We start from the raw sequence: 20,779 nt of genomic DNA on the forward strand, positions 1-20,779 counted from the left end.
ACGGGTCCTTACTCTTACAACGGTGTGGATACGACGTGATTACTGCTCTTATTAGCGGGCTTGCGGTCGGCTGTGTGTATGCACTGGTCGCCATCGGCTTCAGCATGATCTTCCGTGCGATGGCTCTGGTGAACTTCGCACAGGGCGACATCATGATGCTTGGCGCGTTCGCCGGCTACACGCTGCTCCTTCTCGTGCCCGGGGCGCCTTATCCGTTGCTGGTGCTGGGCGCGATCGCGACGGGCGCCGTCATCGGCTATCTGCTGGAAAGACTGATACTGCGCCCGGCCGTCAAGCGGAACGCGAACCAGATCTACCTGGTGCTGCTGACCCTGGGCATCGGCATGGTGCTCAGCAACGGAGCGCGGCTGATCTGGGGCGCGAACCCGGTCGTATACGACCTGCCGCTGCGTTTCGAAATAGTGGAGTTCGGAGACGAGACCTTGCCGGTGGTCTATTTCTACATTGCCGGCGGCATGGCGGTCATATTGATGCTGCTGCACTATTTCTTCACCAAGACCTGGACGGGCCTGACGCTCAGGGCCGTGGCAGATGACCCCAATGCCGCCGGCCTGATGGGCATATCGGTGACGCGCGCATCGTCCATCGCGTTCATCGTCGCCGCCATGCTGGGAACGGTAGCGGGCGTGTTCTACGCGCCGCTGTACTTCGTGTCGTTCGATATGGGCCTGATCGGCATCAAGGCTTTCGCCGCCGCCGCGGTGGGGGGCTTCGGGAACGTGCAGGGGGCGGTGATAGGCGGCCTGGTGATTGGCGTCGCCGAGGCGATCGGCGGCTCCTTCCTGGGCACGGAATTTCAAGACAGCATCGCTTTCGCAACCATGATCATCCTGCTTTTGATTCGTCCCAAGGGCCTTCTTGGAAAGGGAGTGCTGGCGCCATGACATCGACCATTAAAACGCACAGGCTGTCGCATCAGCTGCGGGATCGCCGCAACTGGCTCGCCTATGCCGCAGTGATGCTGGCCATGGCCGTCATCCCCCCTTTGGCGGGCGATTTCGGCCTGTACCTGGGCTGCGTGATCATCTGTTATTCCATCGCGGCGATCGGCCTGCAGGTCATGGTGGGCGTGGCGGGCCAGCTCTCGCTCGGCCATGCGGCCTTCATGGGAATCGGCGCCTATGCCACGGTGCTTTTGCAGATCAGGCTGGGTTTCCATTTCCTGCCCGCGGCGGCGGCCGGCATCGCGCTGACGGTGCTGTTCGGCTTGCTGATGGCGCAGCTCATCCGCTTGTCGGGCATCTATTTCAAGATCGCAACGTTCGGATTTGGCGTCATCGTGTACCAGGCGCTGGCCAATTGGTCCTCATTGACGGGAGGCCACACGGGCTTGACGGGCATTCCTCAAATAGAACTGTTCGGCATGGCGGTCGAAACCCGCCGACAGCTGTTCATGGTTCTGCTGGCCGTGTTCGCCGTGGCCTATGCGCTGGCTGTGCGCATGGTGCAGGGGCGGGCGGGAAGAGCCTTCGCCGCCATAGGGCAGAACGAGGCCGCCGCCGCGTCATTGGGCGTCAACGTTTCCGGCTACAAGGTCGGCGTCATCGTCATCGGGTGCGGCTTTGCGGGGCTGGGCGGCTTGTTCATTCCGCAGCTCAACGGTTTCGTGAACCCCGACAACTTCACCTGGATCGAGTCGCTGCTGCTGTTGATCATGATTTCCGTGGGGGGCTTGGGAAGCCTGGCCGGAGCCGTCATGGGCGCCGCGCTGCTGGTCGTGGTGCCCGAATACCTGAGGACATTCGCGGAATACAAGATGTTGATCTTCGGAATGATTCTCATCGTATCGCTGACCTTGATGCCGAAAGGCTTGGCGGGTGTGGCGACGCTGGCGCTGAACAAGCGTGCGGAGGGACGGCGGCAATGACGGCGGACAACACTCCAGCCTTGCTGGAACTCATCAATGTGGGCAAGTCCTTCGGCGGCCTGCACGCTGTGCGCGAGGTATCGATGCAGGTACGCGCCGCCACGATACACGCGCTCATCGGGCCCAATGGCGCGGGCAAGACCACAACATTCAATTTGATCAACGGAATCTTGCCGGTCTCGGCCGGGCGGATTCTTTTCCAAGGGGCCGATATCACGGGATGGCCGGTCCACAGGCTTGCCGCGGCGGGCATTGCCCGCACATTCCAGACCCCGCAGCTGTTTGACGAAATGACGGTGATAGAGACCGTAATGTGCGGCTGCCATCTGCGAGGCCGCTTGGGGCCGTTGCGGTCGATGTTCTCGCTTGGCGGCAAGCGCCTGGAAGAGCGAGCCATACTGGACCACGCCGTGGAGCTGTTGCAGCGTGTGGGCCTGCATGAACTGATGGACGAGAAGGCCGCGAACCTGTCGTACGGCCACCGCCGGGTGCTGGAAGTGGCCCGCGCATTGGGCACGAATCCGAAGCTTCTGTTGCTGGACGAAGTCGCCGCCGGCTTGAATCCCACGGAAACCCAGTACATCGCCGGCCTGATCCGCCAGTTTGCCGCGGACGGCATGGCGATCCTGCTGGTGGAGCACGATATGCGCTTCGTCATGGAGATGAGCCACAAGGTCACGGTGCTGAACTTCGGGGAAATCCTGGCCGAAGGGCTGCCCGAGGACGTCGCCTCCGATCCATCCGTCATCGAGGCCTATATCGGCAACTGGGAGGAATAGCGATGCAGCTCGCGACTTTTAACATGATTGGAGAGACAACTTGGCGCACATCGTAGGAGTTGACATCGGAGGGACCAACACGGACCTCGTGTACGTGAATACGGAGACGGGCGATCTGCGGACCGCCAAGGTCCCCACGACCGCCCACAACCAGGCTTTTGGCCTGATGAGCGGAATCGAGGCGCTTGGCCTTGCGGCCAAGGACATCAGCCTGATCACCCACGGCACCACCGTGGCCACCAATGCGACGATCGAGCGCAAAGGGGCGAAATGCGGCTTGCTGACCACGCGCGGATTCCGTGACGTGCTGGAATTGCGGCGCCGCGACAGGCCGAAAACGTATGGGCTGATCGGCGAATTCACGCCGCTGATCGAAAGGCGTTATCGCGCGGAGGTCGACGAGCGCATCGGCGCCGACGGCGAGACCATCGTCGAGCTGGATGAGCAAGGAGTCGTGGAACAGGCAGGCAAGCTGCGCGATCTGGGATGCGAGGTGCTGGTCATCAGCTTCATGCATTCCTATGTCAATGCCGCGCATGAACGGCGTGCCCGCGAGCTCGCCAAGCAGGTCTGGCCCAATGACTACATCGTCATCAGCAGCGATGTGCTGCCGGTGATGCGCGAATTCGAACGCACGAGCACCACCGTCATCGCGGGCTACGTGCGGCCTTTGCTCGAACGCTATCTTTCTTCCCTGACCGGCAAGCTGGGCGCGGACGGCTACCGTGAGGACCTGCTCGTCGTGCAGTCGAACGGCGGCCTGGTGTCGGCGCAGATGGTGCCGCAATTCGCGGCCAACACCATATTGTCCGGCCCGGCGGCCGGCGTGACCGCGGCGGTTTCCATTGCCAAGGCGGCGGGCCTGAAGAATGTCGTCTCGTGCGACATGGGCGGCACCAGCCTGGACATATGCGTCATCAACGACCTGGTTCCGGCGGGCACGCATCAGCAGCACCTGGATTTCGGCATACCGCTATGCGTGCCGATGATAGACGTGCATGCCATCGGGTCGGGCGGCGGCAGCATCGCGCGCATCGACTCCACGGGCATATTGCAGGTCGGCCCGCAAAGCGCTGGCGCCGATCCCGGCCCGGCGTGCTTCGGCAAAGGCGGCACCCTGCCGACGGTGACGGATGCCAAGCTGGTGCTGGGCATGCTCGGCAAAAGCCTCGCCATCGGAAAGAACACCGGTATTGGATTCCACCTGGACCTGGCCAGGCAGGCGATCGAGCGCGCCATCGCCGGCCCGCTCGGCTTGTCCGTGGAGGACGCGGCCGAAGCCATCCTGAAGGTAACGGGCGCGCAAATGGGCGCGTATGTGCGGAAGAAGCTGTTCGAACGGGGCCTGGACCCGCGCGACTTCAGCATCCTGGCCTTTGGCGGCGCGGGTCCGCTGCACGCCAATCGCATCATGCGCGAGACCGGTTGCGAAAGAATGGTCATTCCGCCCTACCCGGGCATTACGTCGGCGATGGGCTGCCTGCTCGGCTCGCTGCGGCACGACTTCATACAGGCGTTCAATCAAGCCATTCCGAGCCTGGACGTCCGGTCGCTGGATGCCGTGTATGCCGGGCATATCGCCAAAGGCACGGAACTGCTGGTGCATGAAGGTGTGGCGAAAGACAGGATAACGCCGGTGCTGGGGGCCGATATGTGCTATTTGGGGCAAACCCACAGCATATACGTGGAATTCGACCCCGATGCGGAGCTCACGCAAACCTACCTGCAGAGCGCTTTCGAAGAGGCGTACCGGCGCCAGTACTCGCAATTGCTGGGAGGCTACGACGTGCTGCTGGTGAACCTGCGGACATCCCTGATGGGCGACCCCGCCGTCAGCGACATGAGCGCCTTTCATCAGTTGCCGACCGGGGCTCCTCCCGAGCCGGACACGTGTTCGGTGTACTTCGACGGCAAGCCCCGGCAGACGGCGGTCTACGAGCGCCACGCCCTGCCTTGCGGCTTCGAGATCACAGGACCCGCCCTGCTGTTGCAGCAGGATTCAACATCGTTCATTGAACCCGGCTATCGAGGCGTGGTTCAAGCATGCGCAAGCATATTCGTCGAGAGGACTGCAGGATGAGCGTCGATCCCATTACCCTTGCCGTGATGCGCGGCAACCTGGAACAGATCGCGGACGACATGGACACCGTGCTGGGCGCGTCGGCGATATCCTCCATCATCGCCGATGCGTGGGATCTGGCCAGCGGCGTGTTCCACCCCGAAACCGGAGAGGTCATCGCGCAGGGGCCCAACGGGCTGCCGATCTTCATCGTCGTCATGCAGCATACGGTGCAGAATGTTCTCGCGGCGTTTCCGCCGCATACCATGCGGCCCGGCGACGTTTTCATCGTCAACGATCCCTACTCGGGCGGCACCCACACGATGGACGTGAAGCTGGTCAAGCCCTATTTCCGCAATGGCAAGCTGACCATGCTGGTGGGCAATACCGGGCATTGGCCCGACGTGGGCGGGATGACGCCCGGCGGCTTCACGCCGGCTTCGACGGACGTCTATCAGGAAGGCTTCAGGATGCCTCCGGTAAGGCTGATGAGCGGCGGCGCGATGAACGAGGACCTGCTGAACGTCATGCTGCTGAACATGCGCGCGGCCAACGACCGGCGCGGCGATCTTGCCGCGCAGATCAATTCGCTCGACGTCGGTTGCGCCGGGCTGGACCGGCTGTTCAACCATTATCCCGAGGACACGGTCTTCAAGTGCGTCGACGAGCTCAAGCTGCGCTCCGAGCAGCTGATGCGCAATTGCATCGAGCAGCTGCCTGACGGGAAATACTCGTTCGAGGACTCCTTCGACAACGATGGCGTGGTCGACGAACCTTTGAAGATATCCCTGGAAATCACCATCCACGGGTCCGAGATGACCTTCGATGTATCCAGAAGCTCCCGGGAATGCCGAGGCCCCTTCAATTGTCCGTTGAGCAGCACCATCAGCGCGCTTCTCATCGGCATGAAGCACATATTCCCCGACATCCCGGTGAATTCGGGGTGCTTCGTGCCTTTCCATTTCATCATTCCCGAAGGCAATATGTACAACCCGCGGCCGCCCAAGCCGGTGTCGGCCACCACGACCGAAACGGCGCAAAGGCTGATCGGCGCGGTGCTGGGCGCCTTGGCGCCGATCGCCCCGCAAAGCATCCCGGCGGGCACGTTCTGCACCGGCACCAACATCGGCATCGGGGGCACGAGCCCCACCCGGGGCGAATACGTGAACATGTTCTTCTTTGGCGGCGGCTACGGCGGCTCTGAAACCTGCGACGGCCTGACGAACGGCTCCACCTTGGTGTCGACGGCCCGCAATACGTCGATAGAAGTGCTCGAACACGCCACGCCGCTGCTTTTCACCCAGTACGGAATTCGTGGGCGGTCCGCGGGGGCGGGAAAGCACAGAGGCGGATACGGCGTGGAAGTCGCATTCAGGCTGCGTGACGGCGAAGCCTATCTGACTTTGGTCGGGGACCGCGGGACGACCCGGCCGCACGGTTTATTCGGAGGCGAGCCGGGGTGTTCCGCGGACCATAGCTTCCATGTGGGCAGCAAATCGTTCAAGGCGCCCTTTTTGACCAAGATCGACCGGCTTTATCTTCAGCCCGGCGACGGGGTGGTGCTGCGCACGCCCGGTGGGGGCGGCTACGGCGCTCCGCAACTGCGGGACCCGTCGCTGATCGACCAAGACATCATCAACGAGCTCGAAAAGCCAAGCGTGGCGTGAGCGGACCATCAGGAGAATCATCCCATGACACAGAATGAATCAAGCCCGCTTCAGTCGACCATCGAGCTGCGGGTCGACAGCCACTATGCCAACCAAGTCGTATCGCTGGGAACCATCATGGAGCTATTCGGAATGGCGGGCGGCAAGTTGTCGATGATGTTCGATGGCGACGCGGGGTTCATGAAGTCCTTCGATGAGGTCGAATTCGTGGCGCCGGCCTATGAGGGCGATTATCTGAGGGTGACGGCCACGCAATTGTCCGTGGGCAAGACGTCGAGAAAGCGCAAATACGAAGCCTATGCCGTCGCGAGAACCCACGGCGTCGGGCAGGCGCCTTCTCATGGCGAGGTGCTGGATCCGCCGGTTTTGATCGCGCGGGCGGTGGGCACGGTAGTGGTGCCGAAGGAACTTCAGCGGCGCGAGCATAACGGCTGACGCATTCGGGCACTCTCACCAAGGAAACTTCTGCAACCATGTCACGCGCACAGATACTGTCGCTCGATCGTCCCTCGTATATTGAGCGCAAGAAGAAGATAGAAAGTGAACCGTTACCAAGCAACATCGGGGAGCTCCTGGAGGACGCGGCACGCACGCACGCGGGGCGGGCCGCGCTTCATTTCTTCGAGTCCGATTCTCCGCCATTGGCTTATGAAGCCCTGCTGGCGCAGGTCAACAAGCTGGCGAACGGATTGGCCGCCGAAGGAGTCAAGAAAGGCGCGCATGTCGGTGTGATGCTCCCCAATGTCCCTGAGTTTCCCATCACATGGCTTGCGCTCGCGCGGCTCGGGGCGGTCATGGTGCCGATAAACATCTCATACACGGGCCGGGAGCTCAAATACGTCATAGACGACTCCGAAGCGCAGTGGCTCGTCATTCATGCTGACTGCCTTGCCGCCTGGGAGGAGATCGGACAAGAACACCGGGCCATGCGGGGCGCCGACAAGGTGTTTGTGGTGGGCGCGCCAGGCGGCGCGTATGCGTCGTGGCAAGGCTTGCTGGACGGACAGTCCGGCGCCTTCCTGCCGGCCTGGGAAGTCGGCCCGGACGATCTGATGAATATCCAATACACCTCGGGCACGACGGGATTTCCCAAAGGCTGCATGCTGACGCATGGGTATTGGCTGATTTCGGGCAAGCAAAACGCGTTTCGGGACGGGCTGCCCTATCGGCGCATCCTGGCGTCGACTCCGTTTTTTTATATGGACCCCCAATGGCAGCTGCTGATGTCGATGTATCGCGGCGCCTGTCTATGCGTCGCCAAGCGGCAAAGCGCCAGCCGGTTCATGTCATGGGTGCACGACTACAAGATAAATTTTGCCTTGATGCCGGACGTGGTGCTCAAGCAGCCCCCGTCGAAGCATGACCGCGACCATGAACTGATGCGCGTCAATGTATATGGCCTCAGCAAGGACAACCACGTCCTGCTGGAAGAGCGCTTCGACGTCTGCGCCCGCGAGGCCTTCGGAATGACCGAGATCGGCACCGGCTTGTTCATGCCCGTGGAAGCCACCGACATGGTGGGCTCGGGATCTTGCGGCATTCCCGTGCCCTTCCGGGAGGCAAGAGTCGCGGATGCGGACGGCAATACCGTTCCGGACGGCGAAATCGGCGAGCTGCTCGTGCGCGGTCCGGGCATCATGAAGGGCTATTACAATAAGCCGGATGCGACGGCCGCATCGTTCCACGGCGACTGGTTTCGCACCGGCGACCTGTTTCGGCGGGACGCGCGCGGCTACTTCTACATCGTCGGCCGGATCAAGGAAATGATCCGGCGTGCCGGCGAGAACATTTCCGTGCACGAACTGGAATCTGTATTATTGGCTTATCCGGAAATATGCGAAGCCGCCGTCGTGGCCGTGAAGGACGAAATACGCGGGGAAGAGGTGAAGGCTTACGTCGTGCCGCAGCGGGGCGTGCGCCGCGACGTGCTGCTCGGCCCCCTGATCGACTATTGCAAGAACAATCTGGCGGCGTTCAAGGTTCCCAGGTATTTTGAATTCCGCGACGTGCTGCCGCGGACGGCCTCGGGAAAGGTGGCAAAGCACATGTTGATTTCCGACCAGCAAGATCCACGCGCGGGCAGCTACGACCGCGTGGCGGATGCCTGGCGGTGATCATTTGAAGATCCAATATGGCGACAAAAACAAAGCGACCCATTACCGTAACCGACATCCAGCAGCGCATCGAGGCCGAGTATCCCAATCTGAGCCCCGGCATGCAGAAGTTTGCCCGCTTCGTCCTGAAGGAACCCTCCCGGATCGCGCTGCTTCCCATCCGGCAAGTCTCGGAGCTGGCGCAAGTCAGCACTTCGACGGTGATCCGCTTTGTGGACCTGCTTGGGTTCCATGGCTACCAGCAGTTCAGGGACGTCTACCGGATCGGCTTGTCGCTCACCGGGCCGTCCCGCTATGGCGTGCACACCAAGCACATCATCGGCAGCGGCGCCAAGAACGAAGAAGGAGACTTCTGGAGCCGAACGACCGACAACCTGGTTCATCACCTGGTCGACACGCATAAATCCATCCAGGCCGAAGAACTCAGGCAGATTTCCGCTTTGCTGCTGGCCGCCCGGCAGATCGGCGTGGTCGGAACCAGCGGCATATTCCCGGCGGCGTTCTACCTGCGATACGTGCTGAGCCTGATACTGGACGACGTCCATCTCTTCGAGGGGCGGTTCTCCACTTTCGGCGAGGATCTGGTTTCCTTCAACAAGGACGATCTCGTGTTCATCATCAGCTTCGATCCGTATGCGGCCGATTCCGTGCGCATTGCGCAGTATTGCGCACAGCATTCCATTCCCGTGGTGGCCCTTACGGACAGCTCGGTGTCCCCGGTGGCGCTCAAGGCGAAGCGCAAGATCATCGTGCCCACCACGAGCACCAACTTCTACCAGACGCTCGTGCCGACGTTCGCGGTATTCGAGGGATTGCTGTCGAACCTGGTGGCCGAGATCGGCAAAGAAGCGGTGAGCAGGGTGAGCGCGAAATTCAGGCGCAAGGAAGAGCTCGGGCTGTATTGGAAAAAACCCTAGCATTCCTCATTGCTTGTACTTCGCAGGCGTGGCCCCCGCGCCGAACTTGGACACCAGCACCAGGATGATCGTCACCAGCGCGATTTGAATGACGGACACCGCGGCGATGGTCGGGTCGATCTCGTTCATGATGTTGTCGAACATCTTCTTCGGCAGCGTCATGTTCGAGCCGCCCAGGAACATGGCGATGACCAGTTCGTCGAACGAAGAAATGAAGGCCAGGAAGGTGGCGGAAATGAGCGACGGCCGGATCTGCGGCAGCGTCACGCGCCAGATCGCCATGGCGCGGCTCGCCCCGAGGTTCATGGCGGCGTGTTCGTAGCTGATGTCGTAAGTGCGCAGCGCGGCGCTGACGATGATGACGACGAAGGGAATGGCGTGCACCGTATGGGCCAGGACGATGGCTTGCCAATGCCCGATGAGCCGCCATTGCGAAAACAGGCCATAGACCGCGATGGAGTAGATGATGGTGGGAATGATCAGCGGCAGGATGGAGATCTGGTTCACTAACGATTTTCCGGGATACCGGCCCCGCACCAGGCTGAAGGACAAAAGCGTGCCCAGCACCACCGACAGCACGGTGGCGCAGGCGGCGATCTTGAGGCTGCGGAAGGTGGAGCTCATCCAGGTGAAGTCATCGATGTAGGCTTCGTACCAGCGCAGGGACCAGCCGGGCGGCGGAAACTGCAGATAGGCCGACGAGCTGAACGAAATGGGAAAGACGATCGCCAGCGGCGCCATCAGGAAAAGAAAGGCCAGGCAGGCCCACACGCACAGCGCGATGCGCAGGGGCGACCAGGCGGTCTTGCGCCCGCGGGCGCGTGCGGTCTTCAGTTCCATTGCATGTTCCCCCGAAGAACGATGCGCAATATCAGGTACACCACCAGCGTGGCGGCCAGCAGCACGACCGACAAGGCGGACGCGAAGCCCCAGTCCAGGAACTGGCTGACTTGTTTCTCGATGAGCAGGGCGGTCATGGGGACTTTGCCGCCGCCCAGCAAGGCGGGGGTGATGTAGAACCCGACCGACAGCACGTACACCAGGGTGGCGCCGGCCAGCACGCCCGGCAGCGTCAGTGGGAAGTAGACCCGCCGGAAGGTTTCCCAGCGGGAAGCGCCCAGGCCTTCCGCCGCCGCCAGCAGGTTCGGGTCCACGCGCCGCATGACGGCGTACAGGGGGAAAACCATGTAGGGCAGCAAGACGTGCACCATGCCGATGAGCACGCCCATCAGGTTGTTGATCATGATGATGGGGCTGGCGATGACGCCCGTGTCCAGCAGCAGGCGGTTGACGATGCCGTTGCGGCCCAGGATCACCATCCATCCGTAGGTGCGCACCAGGACGCTGGTCCAGAAGGGCAGGAGCAGGAAAATGAGGCCGATGGTGGGCCAGTACCCGCCGGCGGTGGCCAGGAAATACGCGACCGGGTAGCCGATCAGCAGGCAGATCAGGCTGACGTAGGCGGCGACCAGCAAGGTGTCGGCCAGCACGCCGACGTATAGCCCGTCGGTCAGGGCCTTCCGGTAGGCGTCGAGCGTTCCGTCTTGAAAGCCCTGCACGAACAGAATGGCCAGGGGCAGCAGGAACAGCACGGCGATGAATGCCGTGGCGGGCACGGCGGCCCATATCGATGCGCCCGCTCCGCGCCGGCATAGCCGCGACAGGCGCGGCCGCCGGGGCGGAGCACTGGAGGCCGGCTTGCGCCCGGCCGGGGTGGCGGGGGTCATGTCCATTGAATCACGTGGATGTCGTTGCGGTCCCAGCCGATGGCGACCGGTTCGTTCATGGCGAGCGCATGCCCGGCGGCGCCCAGGGGCCAGCGGACGATCAGTTCGACGCCGCTGCGGGTGCGCAGGCGGTATTTCGTGGTCTCGCCCAGGTACACGATCTCGGTGATCGTGGCGTCGATCCTGGTGTCGGCGCGGTCTCCTTCCTTCATGTAGCGGGCGCGTTCGGGGCGCAGCAAGATGCCGATGTCGCGCCCGGTGTGGGCGCCGGGCGGCAGGGCGATGCGCGTGCCGTCTTCCAGCGTGGCCGCTTGGCCGGCGTCATCGGCGCGGGCATGAAGCAGGTTGGATTCGCCGATGAAGCCGGCCACGAAGCGGTCGACGGGCGTCTGGTAGATTTCCTGCGGCGTGCCCAGCTGGGCGATCCGGCCTTCGTTCATGACCGCGATGCGGTCCGACAGCACCAGCGCTTCTTCCTGGTCGTGCGTGACGAACAGCGCCGTCAGGCCCAGGCGGCGCTGCAGCCGGCGCACTTCGAGCTGCATCTGCTCGCGCAGCTTGCGGTCGAGCGCGCCGAAGGGTTCGTCCAGCAGCAACAGGCGCGGCCCGAAGACCACCGCGCGCGCCAGCGCGACCCGCTGCTGCTGCCCGCCGGACAGCTGTTTCGGCAGGCGCGCGCCGAATTCCGGCAGGTCGACCAGCTTCAGGGCCTCGCGCACTTTGCTGTCGCATTCCGCCTTCGGCACTTTGCGCATCCGCAAGGGAAACGCGATGTTTTCCGCGACGGTCATGTGCGGGAACAGCGCGTAGTTCTGGAACACCATGCCGATGTCGCGCTTGGCGGGCGGCATGTAGGTGATGTCCAGTTCGTTCAGGCAGACCACGCCCTCGTCGGGCTGTTCGAAACCCGCGATGACCTTCAGGAGCGTGGTCTTGCCCGAGCCGCTGGGGCCCAGGATGGTGAGCAATTCCCCCTCGCGGATGCTCAGGTCTATGCCCGCCAGGGCCTCGACCTGGCCGAAGCGGCGAGTCACGCCTTTGATGTGCACGCCATGGGCGGCGCGGTCCGCATCGGCATGCGTGTGGGGAGGACTGCCGGTCATGGGCCGTTTCCTTTCAAGTGGCTGGGCGAATCTTCTTCAAGGCGGGCCGGGGGGGTCATTCCAGCAGCCAGCGCGCCCAGCGTTCCTGGATGGCGGCGCGGTTGTCGGACCACCATTCCAGATTCACCCAGAACTGCTTCGGCAGATTCTCCGGACTGGTCGGCAGGTAGGGCACGATCGTGGGATCGGTGTACTGCGTGGCATCGAGGTTCAGCCCGGGGTAGCCGATGATGTTCGCATAGGCTCCCTGCAGCTTGGCGTCGGCCGCGATGGCCAGCAGGCGCTGTCCCCAGTAGGCGTCCTTGGCGCCCTTCGGTATGCCGAAAGCTGATTCCTTGATGGCGCCCTGGTTCCATACCATGGCGATGGGCGCGCCTTCTTTCACCAGCGCGTAGTAGCGGCCGTTCCAGGCGGTGCCGATGACGGCCTCCTGATCGACGAGCAATTGCGCGGACTGCGCGCCCGTCGTCCACCAGGCGGCGATATGCGGCTTGATTTCATTCATTTTCTTGAAGGCGCGATCCACGTCCAGCGGATACAGCTTGTCGGGCTCGACGCCGTCGGCCAGCAGCGCGAATTCCAGGTTCTCGATCGGGCTGTTCTGCATGGTGCGCGGGCCGGGGAACTTCTTGACGTCCCAGAAATCCTTCCAGTTTTGCGGGCCTTTCCCGTCCTTGAATACATCGCTGCGGTAGCCGATGATGGTGGAATAGGCGCTTTTCGGGAATACGTACTTGCGGTTCCTGAGGTGTTCGGGGAATTTCGACAGATCGATCACGGACAGGTCCAGCGGTTCCAGCAAGCCGGATCTTTCCGCAAGAATGGCGTCGGGTCCCGCGATCTCGGTGACGGTCCATTCAATGTTGCCGGCCTGGACCATGGCGCGCAGCTTGCCCAGGTCGACCGGGCTGGTGGTCTGCACTTTGATGCCGTACTTTTTTTCGAAGGCATCGTAAAAGGTTTTCCGGTTGGCGGCCTGGGTGGCGCCGCCCGAATCGTTCATGACGATTTTCTGCGGCTTCTCGGGCTGGGTCTGGGCCGGCGCGGCCGACGGAGCGGCAAGGACGGCGGCGGCAAATGCAAGAATGCCAAGACGAGTATTGATACGGCGCAACTTTGACATGGTTGTCTCCTGTGATGCGTTTACGCTTATCGACATACTTCTTTCTCAGGCCCGCCGAAGCGCGTTGCCCCGGCCGGCCGTCCCGAGGCCGGCGCCGCCTAGGTGGTTGCGTCCACGGGCCCCAAGCCAAGGAATTTGGCCGCGTTGTCGTGCAGCCATTTGCGTTTGACTTCCTCCTTGATGGGCAGCGCCTTGACCTCCGCCAGGCTGCGGTCTATGGGCTGCATCGGGTAGGCGGAGCCGAAGATCATCTGGTCCTGCAGCATGGTGTTGCCATACTGGAGCAGCATTTCATAACCCGAATTCGGTACGGCCAGATACTTGGGGCGCACCGCCACCAGGCCGATGCGCACGTTGGCGTGGCGCCATGCCACCGCCAATAGTTCAGGCACCCAGGGCCAGCCCGGCGGGGACGCGCACACGTTCAGTTCGGGAAAGTGCATCATGACGTCGTCCAGATACTGGGGCCGGCCATAATCCATGGACGTGGCAGTGGAAAAATTGGTGCCGACGTGAATGTTCACGGGGACGCCCAGCTCGATGCACTTGGCGTACAGCGGATACATCTTCGGGTCGTTGATGCGCAGCTTGTGTTCGAAGCATTGCAGGTTCAAGCCGCGCAGCCCCAGTTCGGCGACCGCGTGGTGCAGCTCGCGCACCGCCGCCATGCCCTTGTTGGGATCGACGCCCGCAAAGCCGATGTAGCGGGGGCCGTGCTTGGCGCAGAAGTCGGCCACGTCTTCATTGCTGATGCGCAAGCCGAAGGTGGTTTCCAGATCGCGCCCCTTGATGACCACGTGCCTGGCCTGGCAGGCCTCGTACATGTCCAGGTAGGCCGCCAGGGGCTCGGGCGCCTGCTTGATTTCGCCGGCGGCCCGTTCGCTGGCGTTGTAGACGCGCCGGTAGTTCGCCAAATGCGGCCCCGTCTTGCCGAGCGTCGGCGGAGTGCTGCCGTAGTCGATGAATGTCATAGCCATTTTTCCTGTATGCGATCGTAGCTGCCGGCCTTCAGGTCCGCCACGCCTTGCGTCAGCTGTTTTTTGGCGATCTTGCCGGATGGGGTCTTGGGCAGCGTTCCGTGGTAGGCGATGTAGCGGGGTATCTTGAAGCGGGCCAGCTTGGCGGCGCAGTGTTCCAGCAGCGCGGACACGGGCAAGTCTTCCGGGCCGTATCCCTCGCGCAGCGCGACATACACTTTGACCTCTTCGCCGCGCACCTCGTCCGGAACCGGCACCGCCGCGGCTTCGGCCACCTGGGGCAGGGCGGTGATGACGGCTTCGACTTCCCGCGCGGCGATGTTTTCCCCCGCGCGCCGTATCATGTCCTTGACGCGGCCCACGATGTAGAAATAGCCGCGCTCGTCCTGGCGGAACAAATCGCCGGTGCGGAACCAATCGCCGTCGAAGGCGGCGGCCGTGGCCTGCGGATTCTTGTAATAGCCTTGCAGCATGCCGGGGCCCCGCACTTGCAGTTCTCCCACCTGGCCCGCCTGGACGGCCTGGCCGGATTCATCGACGATGCGCGCCTGCCTGAAGGGGCCGGGCTTGCCGCAGGAGCCCGAGCCCGTCATGTCGGTCGCTTCTATCGGCATGAACAAGCAGGTTCCGCACTCCGTCATGCCGAATGCCTCGCGCGCGATCAGGTCGAATCGTTCTTCCAGGGCGGCGTGCAGGTCTTTGGGTATCCCGTATACGTTGACGCGGACCAGGGCATGGTCTTTCTCATCGGGCGCTTCGGGCTGCTTGTGGACCAGATAGGGCAGCAGGCAGAAGTTGATCCGGTGCTCGCGCACCCAGCCCATGAACCGGCTGGGGCTTTGCCGGTTGGCGACGAACAGGGTGCCGCGCTGGAAGAAGGTCATCAGCAGCAGCCATTGGGGGTCCATGTAGAAGAAGGGCGTGGGCGCCAGGATGCGCGCATATTTGCGGCCGTCCCGGAACGCATTGGATTTGCTGGTGATGAGCCAGTACCGATGCGACAGTACGCAGCCCTTGGGAAAGCCCGTGGTGCCCGAGGTGTACTGGATGTTCATGGGGTCATCCAGTTCGACTTCATACGGCGGGCGGAAGGCGTCGCCGTCATTGTCGAGCAGGGCTTCCCAATGATGGGCCGAATCGCGCTCGCTGCCCACCGTATGGATGCGGTCCGCCCGCAGCAGGCCCGGCAAGGGGTTCAGCGCATCCAGGGCGGGCAGGCAGCCGTCATGGATGACCAGCCATTCCACGTCTCCGTTTTCAATGATGAAGGTGAGTTCCCGCGGCGTGTAGGCGATGTTTATCGGCACCATGACGGCGCCCAGCCGGGCCAGCGCCAGCCATGTCAGCGGAAACGCGGGGATGTTCGGCAGCATGACGCCGACATGCCGCCCCTTGCGGATGCCGGCCTCGTACATGCCGCAAGCCAGCCGGTTGACCGTCTTTTGCAGCGTGGCGTAATCGATGGTTGCGCCCAGCTCGAAGAAATTCCAGGCCAATGCGGCGGGGCATTCCGCGGCGGCCGCGTCCAGCAGGAAGCCTATGCTGGCCGGCAGCGGTTCGGCCTCCAGTTGCTCGATGCGTGCGGCCAGCGGCGGCACGGTCTCCTTCAGGACCTGCTCTCTGCTCATGACGTTGTCTCTTCTGGTGTTATGGGCCGGATCGGCGGCTTGTTTGACGCTACTGTATGCCCAGTTGCCCATTAAAACTAATACAATTTACAAGCAGTGCAAGAAACTAAAAGTTATGGGTAGGGGGTCAGGCATGCTCAACGTCCGTTACCTGGCGGTGTTTCGCGCAGTTGCGAAAGCCGGCTCCGTGTCCGCCGCCGCGCGCATGCTGAACGTATCCCAGCCGGCCGTCACCAAGACGGTCCGGCTGCTGGAAGAAAGGCTGGGCCTGGCATTGTTCTCGCGCGTGAACGGCCGCTTGATCATCACGCCGGAAGCCGAACGGCTCATGCCCGAAATCGAGCGCTTGTTCGGTACGCTCACGGTCATCAAAAACCTGGCGGACGAAGCGCGGGAAGGGCTGTCGGGCACGATTTCCATCGCCTCCGTCACCACGCTGTCGATGTCGCTGGTGGCGAAGGCCATCGAAAACTTTCATCGCGCGCACCCCGGGGTGCGGTTCGACATCAAGTCCTTGCCCACGCGCCTGGCCGTGCAGCACGTCGCCACCAACTACGTCGACCTGGGCGTGCTGGACGCGCCCGCCGGCGCGCTGGATATGGAAACGATAGAACTGTGCCGGTCGCGCGTGTGCTGCGTGCTGCGCCGCGACCACCCCCTGGCCCGGCGCCGCTATATAGAGCCGCGCCAACTGGCCGACGAGAGCATCATTTCGTTCAGCGACGAAACCACCACCGGCATGCTGCTGCGTGAAGCCTTCCATTCCGCCAACGTCGCGCACAACGTGCACTTCACGGTCAACCACACCATGACGGCCTACACGCTGGTGCGCCGGGGCGTCGGCGTGGCGCTGGTCGATTCGTTTCCATTGTTTTCAGGCGATTTCACCGATCTGGTCGTGCGGCCTTTCAGCCCGGCAATCGAAACCCGGGTCTGTGTCGTGTTCTCATCCACGCGGGCGGTACCCATCGTGGCAAGAAACTTTGTTCACGCTTTGAAGCAAGCGGTAACGGAAATGGTGGACACCCATGGGAATATGCTCGTGCTGCCTTGATGCGCCAAAGGCCGCGCACAGCCCAGACGATTCCGATGAGTGATTACCCTGATGTCTCGGCCTAGATGTATGATTTAAATTATATATATGACTTGCCCCTTTCGAAGTAGCTCCGAGCGTCTTTAGAAGGTCAGGGCGCATCGGGAAATATTCAGGAGACGGATATGGCCGATGTAAATGCGTTCACAGAGGGCGGCTGTAAGGAAGATTCAACCGGCAACGCCGTGACCCGCCGGAAATTCATACAGCTCGGCACACTTCTCGGGGGGGCGTGGGGCGTCGGCGTCCCCGCGTCGGCGCTGGCGCAAAGCGGTGAAGGCGGCAAGGTCCGCAAGGGCGGCACCCTGGTCATGCTGGTGGTGCCCGAGCCCCCCACCCTGGCCGGTTATCAAAGCACGTCGGGGCCCGTGGGGCAGGTGGCCACCAAGGTGTACGAAGGCCTGCTGGAATATGGCTTCGATCTTCAACCGAAGCCCGGGCTGGCCAAGTCCTGGCAGGTGTCCGACGACGGCCTCACCATCACGTTCAAGCTGCAGGACGGCGTGAAGTTCCACGACGGCAAGCCCTTCACCAGCGAAGACGTGCGGTTCAGCGTGATGGAAGTCCTGAAGAAAATCCACCCGCGGGGCGCGGCCACCACCTTCCGCCATGTCGTCGCGGTGGAAACCCCCGACCCGCTCACCGCCGTGTTCAAGCTCGATACCGCCGCGCCGTATCTGATGATGGGGCTTTCGAGCTACGAGTCCCCGATGCTGCCCAAGCACTTGTTCGAAGGCGAAAACATACAGCGCAGCGAATACGCCAACAAGCCCGTGGGCACCGGCCCCTTCGTTTTCAAGGAATGGCGGCGCGGCGAGTTCGTGCTGCTGGAAAAAAACAAGAACTACTGGAAGCCGGGCGAGCCGAACCTGGACAGGATCGCGTTCCGCTTCATCCCCGACGCCGGGTCCCGCAGCGCCGCGATCGAGGCGGGCGAGGCCCATATCGGGGGCTTCAGCGCCATTCCCAACGTCGACATCGCGCGCCTCAAAGAGAAGCCCTTCATAGAAGCCACGACGCGCGGGTACGAAATGCAGGCGCCGATCACCATGCTGGACTTCAACACCAAGCGCAAGCCGTTCGACAACGTCAAAGTCAGGCAGGCGATTTCGTATGCGATCGACCGCCAATTCGTGATCGACCACATCTGGTTCGGCTTCGGCAAGAAAGCCACCGGCCCCATCAGTTCGAACTTCGCGGCCAACGGCATTTATACGCCGGACGTGCACAACTACGACGTGCCCAATGGCGTGGAAGTGGCCAACAAGCTGCTCGATGAAGCCGGCTTTCCCAGGAAGGCCGACGGCACGCGCTTCGAGATCGTCCATGACATCACGCCCTATGGCGACGAGTGGCGCCGCTTCGGCGAATATATCCAGCAGGTGCTGGGGCGCATAGGCATCAAGGCCACCCTGCGCTATGAAGACGTGCCCACGTGGCTGCGGCGGGTGTACACGAATTATGACTTCGACCTGACGAGCAACTGGGTGCAGACGCTCGCCGATCCGGTGATCGGCGCCCACAGGTTTTATTCGTCCAAGACCATCACGCCGGGAGCGGTGTTCGTGAACGACTCGCAATGGAGCACGCCCGAAACGGACGAGCTCCTGGACCGCGCGGCGATCGAAACCGACCCCAAGAAGCGCAACGAAATCTATCACAGGTTCCAGAAGCTGGTGGTCGAGGCGGCCCCATACGTCTGGGTGCACGAGATCGAGTTCGTCACGGTGAAGAACAAGCGGGTCAAGGACGACATCGTGACGCCTCTGGGCTTGTACGGGTCCTTCGGGAAGGCCTGGCTGGACAAGGCCTGATCCGCCTTCCCCGGTCGCGGCCAGGCGCATGGAGCGGATATGCTTGCATTGATAGGCGGGTCCTTGCCCAGGATCTTCAGGCGCTTGTTCCAGGGCGTCCTGACCATCCTGGTCATCGTGGTCCTGAACTTCTTCCTGCTGCATTCTGCGCCCGGAGACGCGGCGGAAGTGCTGGCCGGCGAAGCGGGGTCGTCCACCCCGGAATACATTGCGCAGCTGCGCGAAGAATTCGGGATGGACAAGCCCCTGGCCGTCCAGCTCGGCGTGTACGTGAAGAACATCCTGACCCTCAATCTGGGCTATTCCTTCCGCGCGGCCAAGCCCGTGAAGGACTTGATCACGGAACGCCTGGGCGCCACGCTGCTGCTGATGGGCACGACGCTCGTCATTTCCGTCGGCATGGGGGTTCTATTGGGCGCCCTGGCCGCGCGCTGGCTGAACACCTGGAAAGACAATCTGATTTCACTGGGCGCCCTGATTTCCTACGCGACGCCCATGTTCTGGGCTGGGCTGATGCTGATCGTCCTGTTCTCCATACACCTGGGCTGGCTGCCGACCAGCGGGATGGAGAACATATCCGCTTTTTATGAAGGCTGGGAACGCGTGCTGGACATCGGCAGGCATCTGGTTCTGCCGGCAACCACCTTGTCCCTGTTCTACCTGGCTTTCTACACGCGCCTGATGCGCGCCTCCATGCTGGAGCAGTCCGGCCTGGATTACGTGACCACGGCGCGGGCCAAGGGCTTGACGGAGCGCCAGATCGTTTTCGGGCACATGCTGCGCAATGCGGTCCTGCCGGTGGTGACCATGGCGGGCATGCAGATCGGCGCCATGCTGGGCGGCTCGGTGGTCGTGGAAACCGTCTTTGCCTGGCCGGGACTGGGCTACCTTGCCTTCCAGGCTTTGTTCGCGCGCGACTTGAACCTGCTTTTGAGCATATTTTTCATTTGCGCCATTTTGGTGGTCGTCGCGAATCTTCTGGTGGACGTTTTGTATTCGGTTCTCGACCCGCGCATCAGAACGGCCTGAGACCATCGATTCACAGCTATAAGGCCCGAAACTATGGCTCCGCTCATTCGTCGATTCAGCAGGAATGCCTCGGCCGTCTTCGGCGCGGTGATCTTGCTGGTGGTTGCGCTGGTTGCGTTGGTCGGCCCCTTCTTCTACGCGCAGGACCCGTTCAGCATGGTGGGAACGCCGTTTTCGCTGCCGTTCCAGGAACACCTGCTGGGCACCGACATCCTGGGCCGGGACGTCGCCACCGGCATCGTCTACGGGGCCCGGACGTCGCTGCTCATCGGCCTGTTCGCCACCGCCATCGCGGTTTTCCTGGGCACGGTCCTGGGGGCGATGGCCGGCTACTACGGCGGCTACGTGGACCAGTGGGTCATGCGCATCACCGAGATCTTTCAAACGATTCCCTTCTTCCTGTTCGCGATCCTGCTGGTGGCGATACTGGGCGCTTCCATAACGAATGTGGTGCTTGCGATAGCCATCGTGTCCTGGCCGCCCATGACCCGGCTGGTGCGCGGTGAATTCCTGGCGGCGCGGGGCAAGGAGTATGTCGAGGCGTGCATGGTCATGGGCATGAGCAACTGGCGGACCATCGTCCACCACATTCTGCCCAATACGCTGTCGTCGATCATCGTCATGAGCTCCCTGATGGTCGCCAATGCGATATTGATCGAGTCCGCATTGTCTTTCCTGGGCCTGGGCGACCCCAACGTCATGAGCTGGGGCTTCATGATAGGCGCGGCCCGCCCGGTGCTCAGGACGGCATGGTGGCTATGCGCGTTTCCAGGGGTCGCCATACTGGTGACGGTCCTGGCCATCAACCTGGTGGGCGAAGGGCTGAACGACGCGCTCAATCCACGATTAAGGCACTTTTGA

The 20,779-nt window shown here is 62.5% G+C and carries 18 protein-coding genes; 12 read left to right on the forward strand and 6 right to left on the reverse strand.

Translation table 11 applies throughout. The annotated features are described in order from the left end of the window. Window positions 1-35 precede the first annotated feature (35 nt). The 8 genes from H0A72_RS10470 to H0A72_RS10505 are packed head-to-tail and all read left to right on the forward strand — an operon-like array spanning window position 36 to window position 9,424. Window positions 36-905, forward strand: a complete 870-nt coding sequence (locus tag H0A72_RS10470; RefSeq protein ID WP_180155039.1) for an ABC transporter permease subunit — start codon at window positions 36-38, stop codon at window positions 903-905. Then, the gene (locus H0A72_RS10475; RefSeq protein ID WP_180155040.1) at window positions 902-1,888 is read left to right on the forward strand and encodes a branched-chain amino acid ABC transporter permease; all 987 of its coding nucleotides are present in this window, start codon (window positions 902-904) and stop codon (window positions 1,886-1,888) included. The genes H0A72_RS10470 and H0A72_RS10475 overlap by 4 nt, the downstream gene beginning before the upstream one ends. Next, on the forward strand, window positions 1,885-2,667 hold the full coding sequence (locus tag H0A72_RS10480) for an ABC transporter ATP-binding protein (RefSeq protein ID WP_180155041.1): 783 nt from the start codon (window positions 1,885-1,887) through the stop codon (window positions 2,665-2,667). The genes H0A72_RS10475 and H0A72_RS10480 overlap by 4 nt, the downstream gene beginning before the upstream one ends. Before the next feature lie 40 nt (window positions 2,668-2,707). Then, window positions 2,708-4,747, forward strand: a complete 2,040-nt coding sequence (locus H0A72_RS10485; RefSeq protein WP_180155042.1) for a hydantoinase/oxoprolinase family protein — start codon at window positions 2,708-2,710, stop codon at window positions 4,745-4,747. Next, window positions 4,744-6,393, forward strand: coding sequence for a hydantoinase B/oxoprolinase family protein (locus H0A72_RS10490; protein ID WP_180155043.1), 1,650 nt, complete (start codon window positions 4,744-4,746; stop codon window positions 6,391-6,393). The genes H0A72_RS10485 and H0A72_RS10490 overlap by 4 nt, the downstream gene beginning before the upstream one ends. Window positions 6,394-6,417: 24 nt before the next feature. Next, window positions 6,418-6,828, forward strand: a complete 411-nt coding sequence (locus tag H0A72_RS10495; RefSeq protein ID WP_180155044.1) for a hotdog fold domain-containing protein — start codon at window positions 6,418-6,420, stop codon at window positions 6,826-6,828. A gap of 38 nt (window positions 6,829-6,866) precedes the next feature. Then, on the forward strand, window positions 6,867-8,507 hold the full coding sequence (locus tag H0A72_RS10500) for a class I adenylate-forming enzyme family protein (RefSeq protein ID WP_180155045.1): 1,641 nt from the start codon (window positions 6,867-6,869) through the stop codon (window positions 8,505-8,507). A 17-nt stretch (window positions 8,508-8,524) separates the two neighbouring features. Beyond that, window positions 8,525-9,424, forward strand: a complete 900-nt coding sequence (locus H0A72_RS10505; RefSeq protein WP_180155046.1) for a MurR/RpiR family transcriptional regulator — start codon at window positions 8,525-8,527, stop codon at window positions 9,422-9,424. Window positions 9,425-9,430: 6 nt separating this feature from the next. Here the strand turns inward: H0A72_RS10505 and H0A72_RS10510 are convergent, their stop codons facing one another. From H0A72_RS10510 to H0A72_RS10535, 6 genes are all read right to left on the reverse strand, one after another. Then, window positions 9,431-10,264: an ABC transporter permease gene (locus H0A72_RS10510; RefSeq protein ID WP_180155047.1), complete on the reverse strand. Its 834-nt coding sequence runs from the start codon at window positions 10,262-10,264 to the stop codon at window positions 9,431-9,433. Beyond that, window positions 10,255-11,157, reverse strand: a complete 903-nt coding sequence (locus H0A72_RS10515; protein ID WP_218953269.1) for an ABC transporter permease — start codon at window positions 11,155-11,157, stop codon at window positions 10,255-10,257. The genes H0A72_RS10510 and H0A72_RS10515 overlap by 10 nt, the downstream gene beginning before the upstream one ends. Then, window positions 11,148-12,254, reverse strand: a complete 1,107-nt coding sequence (locus tag H0A72_RS10520) for an ABC transporter ATP-binding protein (RefSeq protein ID WP_180155048.1) — start codon at window positions 12,252-12,254, stop codon at window positions 11,148-11,150. The genes H0A72_RS10515 and H0A72_RS10520 overlap by 10 nt, the downstream gene beginning before the upstream one ends. Window positions 12,255-12,309: 55 nt before the next feature. After that, a complete protein-coding gene (locus H0A72_RS10525; protein WP_180155049.1) occupies window positions 12,310-13,377 on the reverse strand; it encodes an ABC transporter substrate-binding protein in 1,068 nt (355 codons plus the stop codon). A 98-nt stretch (window positions 13,378-13,475) separates the two neighbouring features. Next, complete coding sequence (locus H0A72_RS10530) at window positions 13,476-14,348, reverse strand: amidohydrolase family protein (RefSeq protein ID WP_180155050.1); 873 nt, start codon at window positions 14,346-14,348, stop codon at window positions 13,476-13,478. Beyond that, window positions 14,345-15,982 (reverse strand): AMP-binding protein, encoded by a 1,638-nt coding sequence (locus H0A72_RS10535; protein ID WP_180155051.1) that lies wholly within the window; start codon window positions 15,980-15,982, stop codon window positions 14,345-14,347. The genes H0A72_RS10530 and H0A72_RS10535 overlap by 4 nt, the downstream gene beginning before the upstream one ends. A gap of 133 nt (window positions 15,983-16,115) precedes the next feature. Between H0A72_RS10535 and H0A72_RS10540 the strand changes: the two genes are divergently transcribed. The 4 genes from H0A72_RS10540 to H0A72_RS10555 all read left to right on the forward strand — a co-directional run bounded on the left by H0A72_RS10540 (window position 16,116) and on the right by H0A72_RS10555 (window position 20,779). Beyond that, window positions 16,116-17,036, forward strand: coding sequence for a LysR family transcriptional regulator (locus H0A72_RS10540; protein ID WP_180155052.1), 921 nt, complete (start codon window positions 16,116-16,118; stop codon window positions 17,034-17,036). A gap of 164 nt (window positions 17,037-17,200) precedes the next feature. Continuing rightward, window positions 17,201-18,889: an ABC transporter substrate-binding protein gene (locus H0A72_RS10545; RefSeq protein ID WP_180155053.1), complete on the forward strand. Its 1,689-nt coding sequence runs from the start codon at window positions 17,201-17,203 to the stop codon at window positions 18,887-18,889. 39 nt (window positions 18,890-18,928) lie between these two features. Further along, window positions 18,929-19,918, forward strand: coding sequence for an ABC transporter permease (locus H0A72_RS10550; protein ID WP_180155054.1), 990 nt, complete (start codon window positions 18,929-18,931; stop codon window positions 19,916-19,918). A 33-nt stretch (window positions 19,919-19,951) separates the two neighbouring features. Next, window positions 19,952-20,779, forward strand: coding sequence for an ABC transporter permease (locus H0A72_RS10555; RefSeq protein WP_180155055.1), 828 nt, complete (start codon window positions 19,952-19,954; stop codon window positions 20,777-20,779).

It is taken from the genome of Parapusillimonas granuli (assembly GCF_013416525.1).
Lineage (GTDB): Bacteria > Pseudomonadota > Gammaproteobacteria > Burkholderiales > Burkholderiaceae_B > Parapusillimonas > Parapusillimonas granuli.

Bases quoted from the DNA above. Each gene is read 5' to 3' on its own strand.
- H0A72_RS10475 (WP_180155040.1), top strand. From the start codon at position 902: ATGACATCGACCATTAAAACGCACAGGCTGTCGCATCAGCTGCGGGAT.
- H0A72_RS10480 (WP_180155041.1), top strand. From the start codon at position 1,885: ATGACGGCGGACAACACTCCAGCCTTGCTGGAACTCATCAATGTGGGC.
- H0A72_RS10490 (WP_180155043.1), top strand. From the start codon at position 4,744: ATGAGCGTCGATCCCATTACCCTTGCCGTGATGCGCGGCAACCTGGAA.
- H0A72_RS10495 (WP_180155044.1), top strand. From the start codon at position 6,418: ATGACACAGAATGAATCAAGCCCGCTTCAGTCGACCATCGAGCTGCGG.
- H0A72_RS10500 (WP_180155045.1), top strand. From the start codon at position 6,867: ATGTCACGCGCACAGATACTGTCGCTCGATCGTCCCTCGTATATTGAG.
- H0A72_RS10505 (WP_180155046.1), top strand. From the start codon at position 8,525: ATGGCGACAAAAACAAAGCGACCCATTACCGTAACCGACATCCAGCAG.
- H0A72_RS10510 (WP_180155047.1), bottom strand. From the start codon at position 10,264: ATGGAACTGAAGACCGCACGCGCCCGCGGGCGCAAGACCGCCTGGTCG.
- H0A72_RS10515 (WP_218953269.1), bottom strand. From the start codon at position 11,157: ATGGACATGACCCCCGCCACCCCGGCCGGGCGCAAGCCGGCCTCCAGT.
- H0A72_RS10520 (WP_180155048.1), bottom strand. From the start codon at position 12,254: ATGACCGGCAGTCCTCCCCACACGCATGCCGATGCGGACCGCGCCGCC.
- H0A72_RS10525 (WP_180155049.1), bottom strand. From the start codon at position 13,377: ATGTCAAAGTTGCGCCGTATCAATACTCGTCTTGGCATTCTTGCATTT.
- H0A72_RS10530 (WP_180155050.1), bottom strand. From the start codon at position 14,348: ATGACATTCATCGACTACGGCAGCACTCCGCCGACGCTCGGCAAGACG.
- H0A72_RS10535 (WP_180155051.1), bottom strand. From the start codon at position 15,982: ATGAGCAGAGAGCAGGTCCTGAAGGAGACCGTGCCGCCGCTGGCCGCA.
- H0A72_RS10540 (WP_180155052.1), top strand. From the start codon at position 16,116: ATGCTCAACGTCCGTTACCTGGCGGTGTTTCGCGCAGTTGCGAAAGCC.
- H0A72_RS10545 (WP_180155053.1), top strand. From the start codon at position 17,201: ATGGCCGATGTAAATGCGTTCACAGAGGGCGGCTGTAAGGAAGATTCA.
- H0A72_RS10550 (WP_180155054.1), top strand. From the start codon at position 18,929: ATGCTTGCATTGATAGGCGGGTCCTTGCCCAGGATCTTCAGGCGCTTG.
- H0A72_RS10555 (WP_180155055.1), top strand. From the start codon at position 19,952: ATGGCTCCGCTCATTCGTCGATTCAGCAGGAATGCCTCGGCCGTCTTC.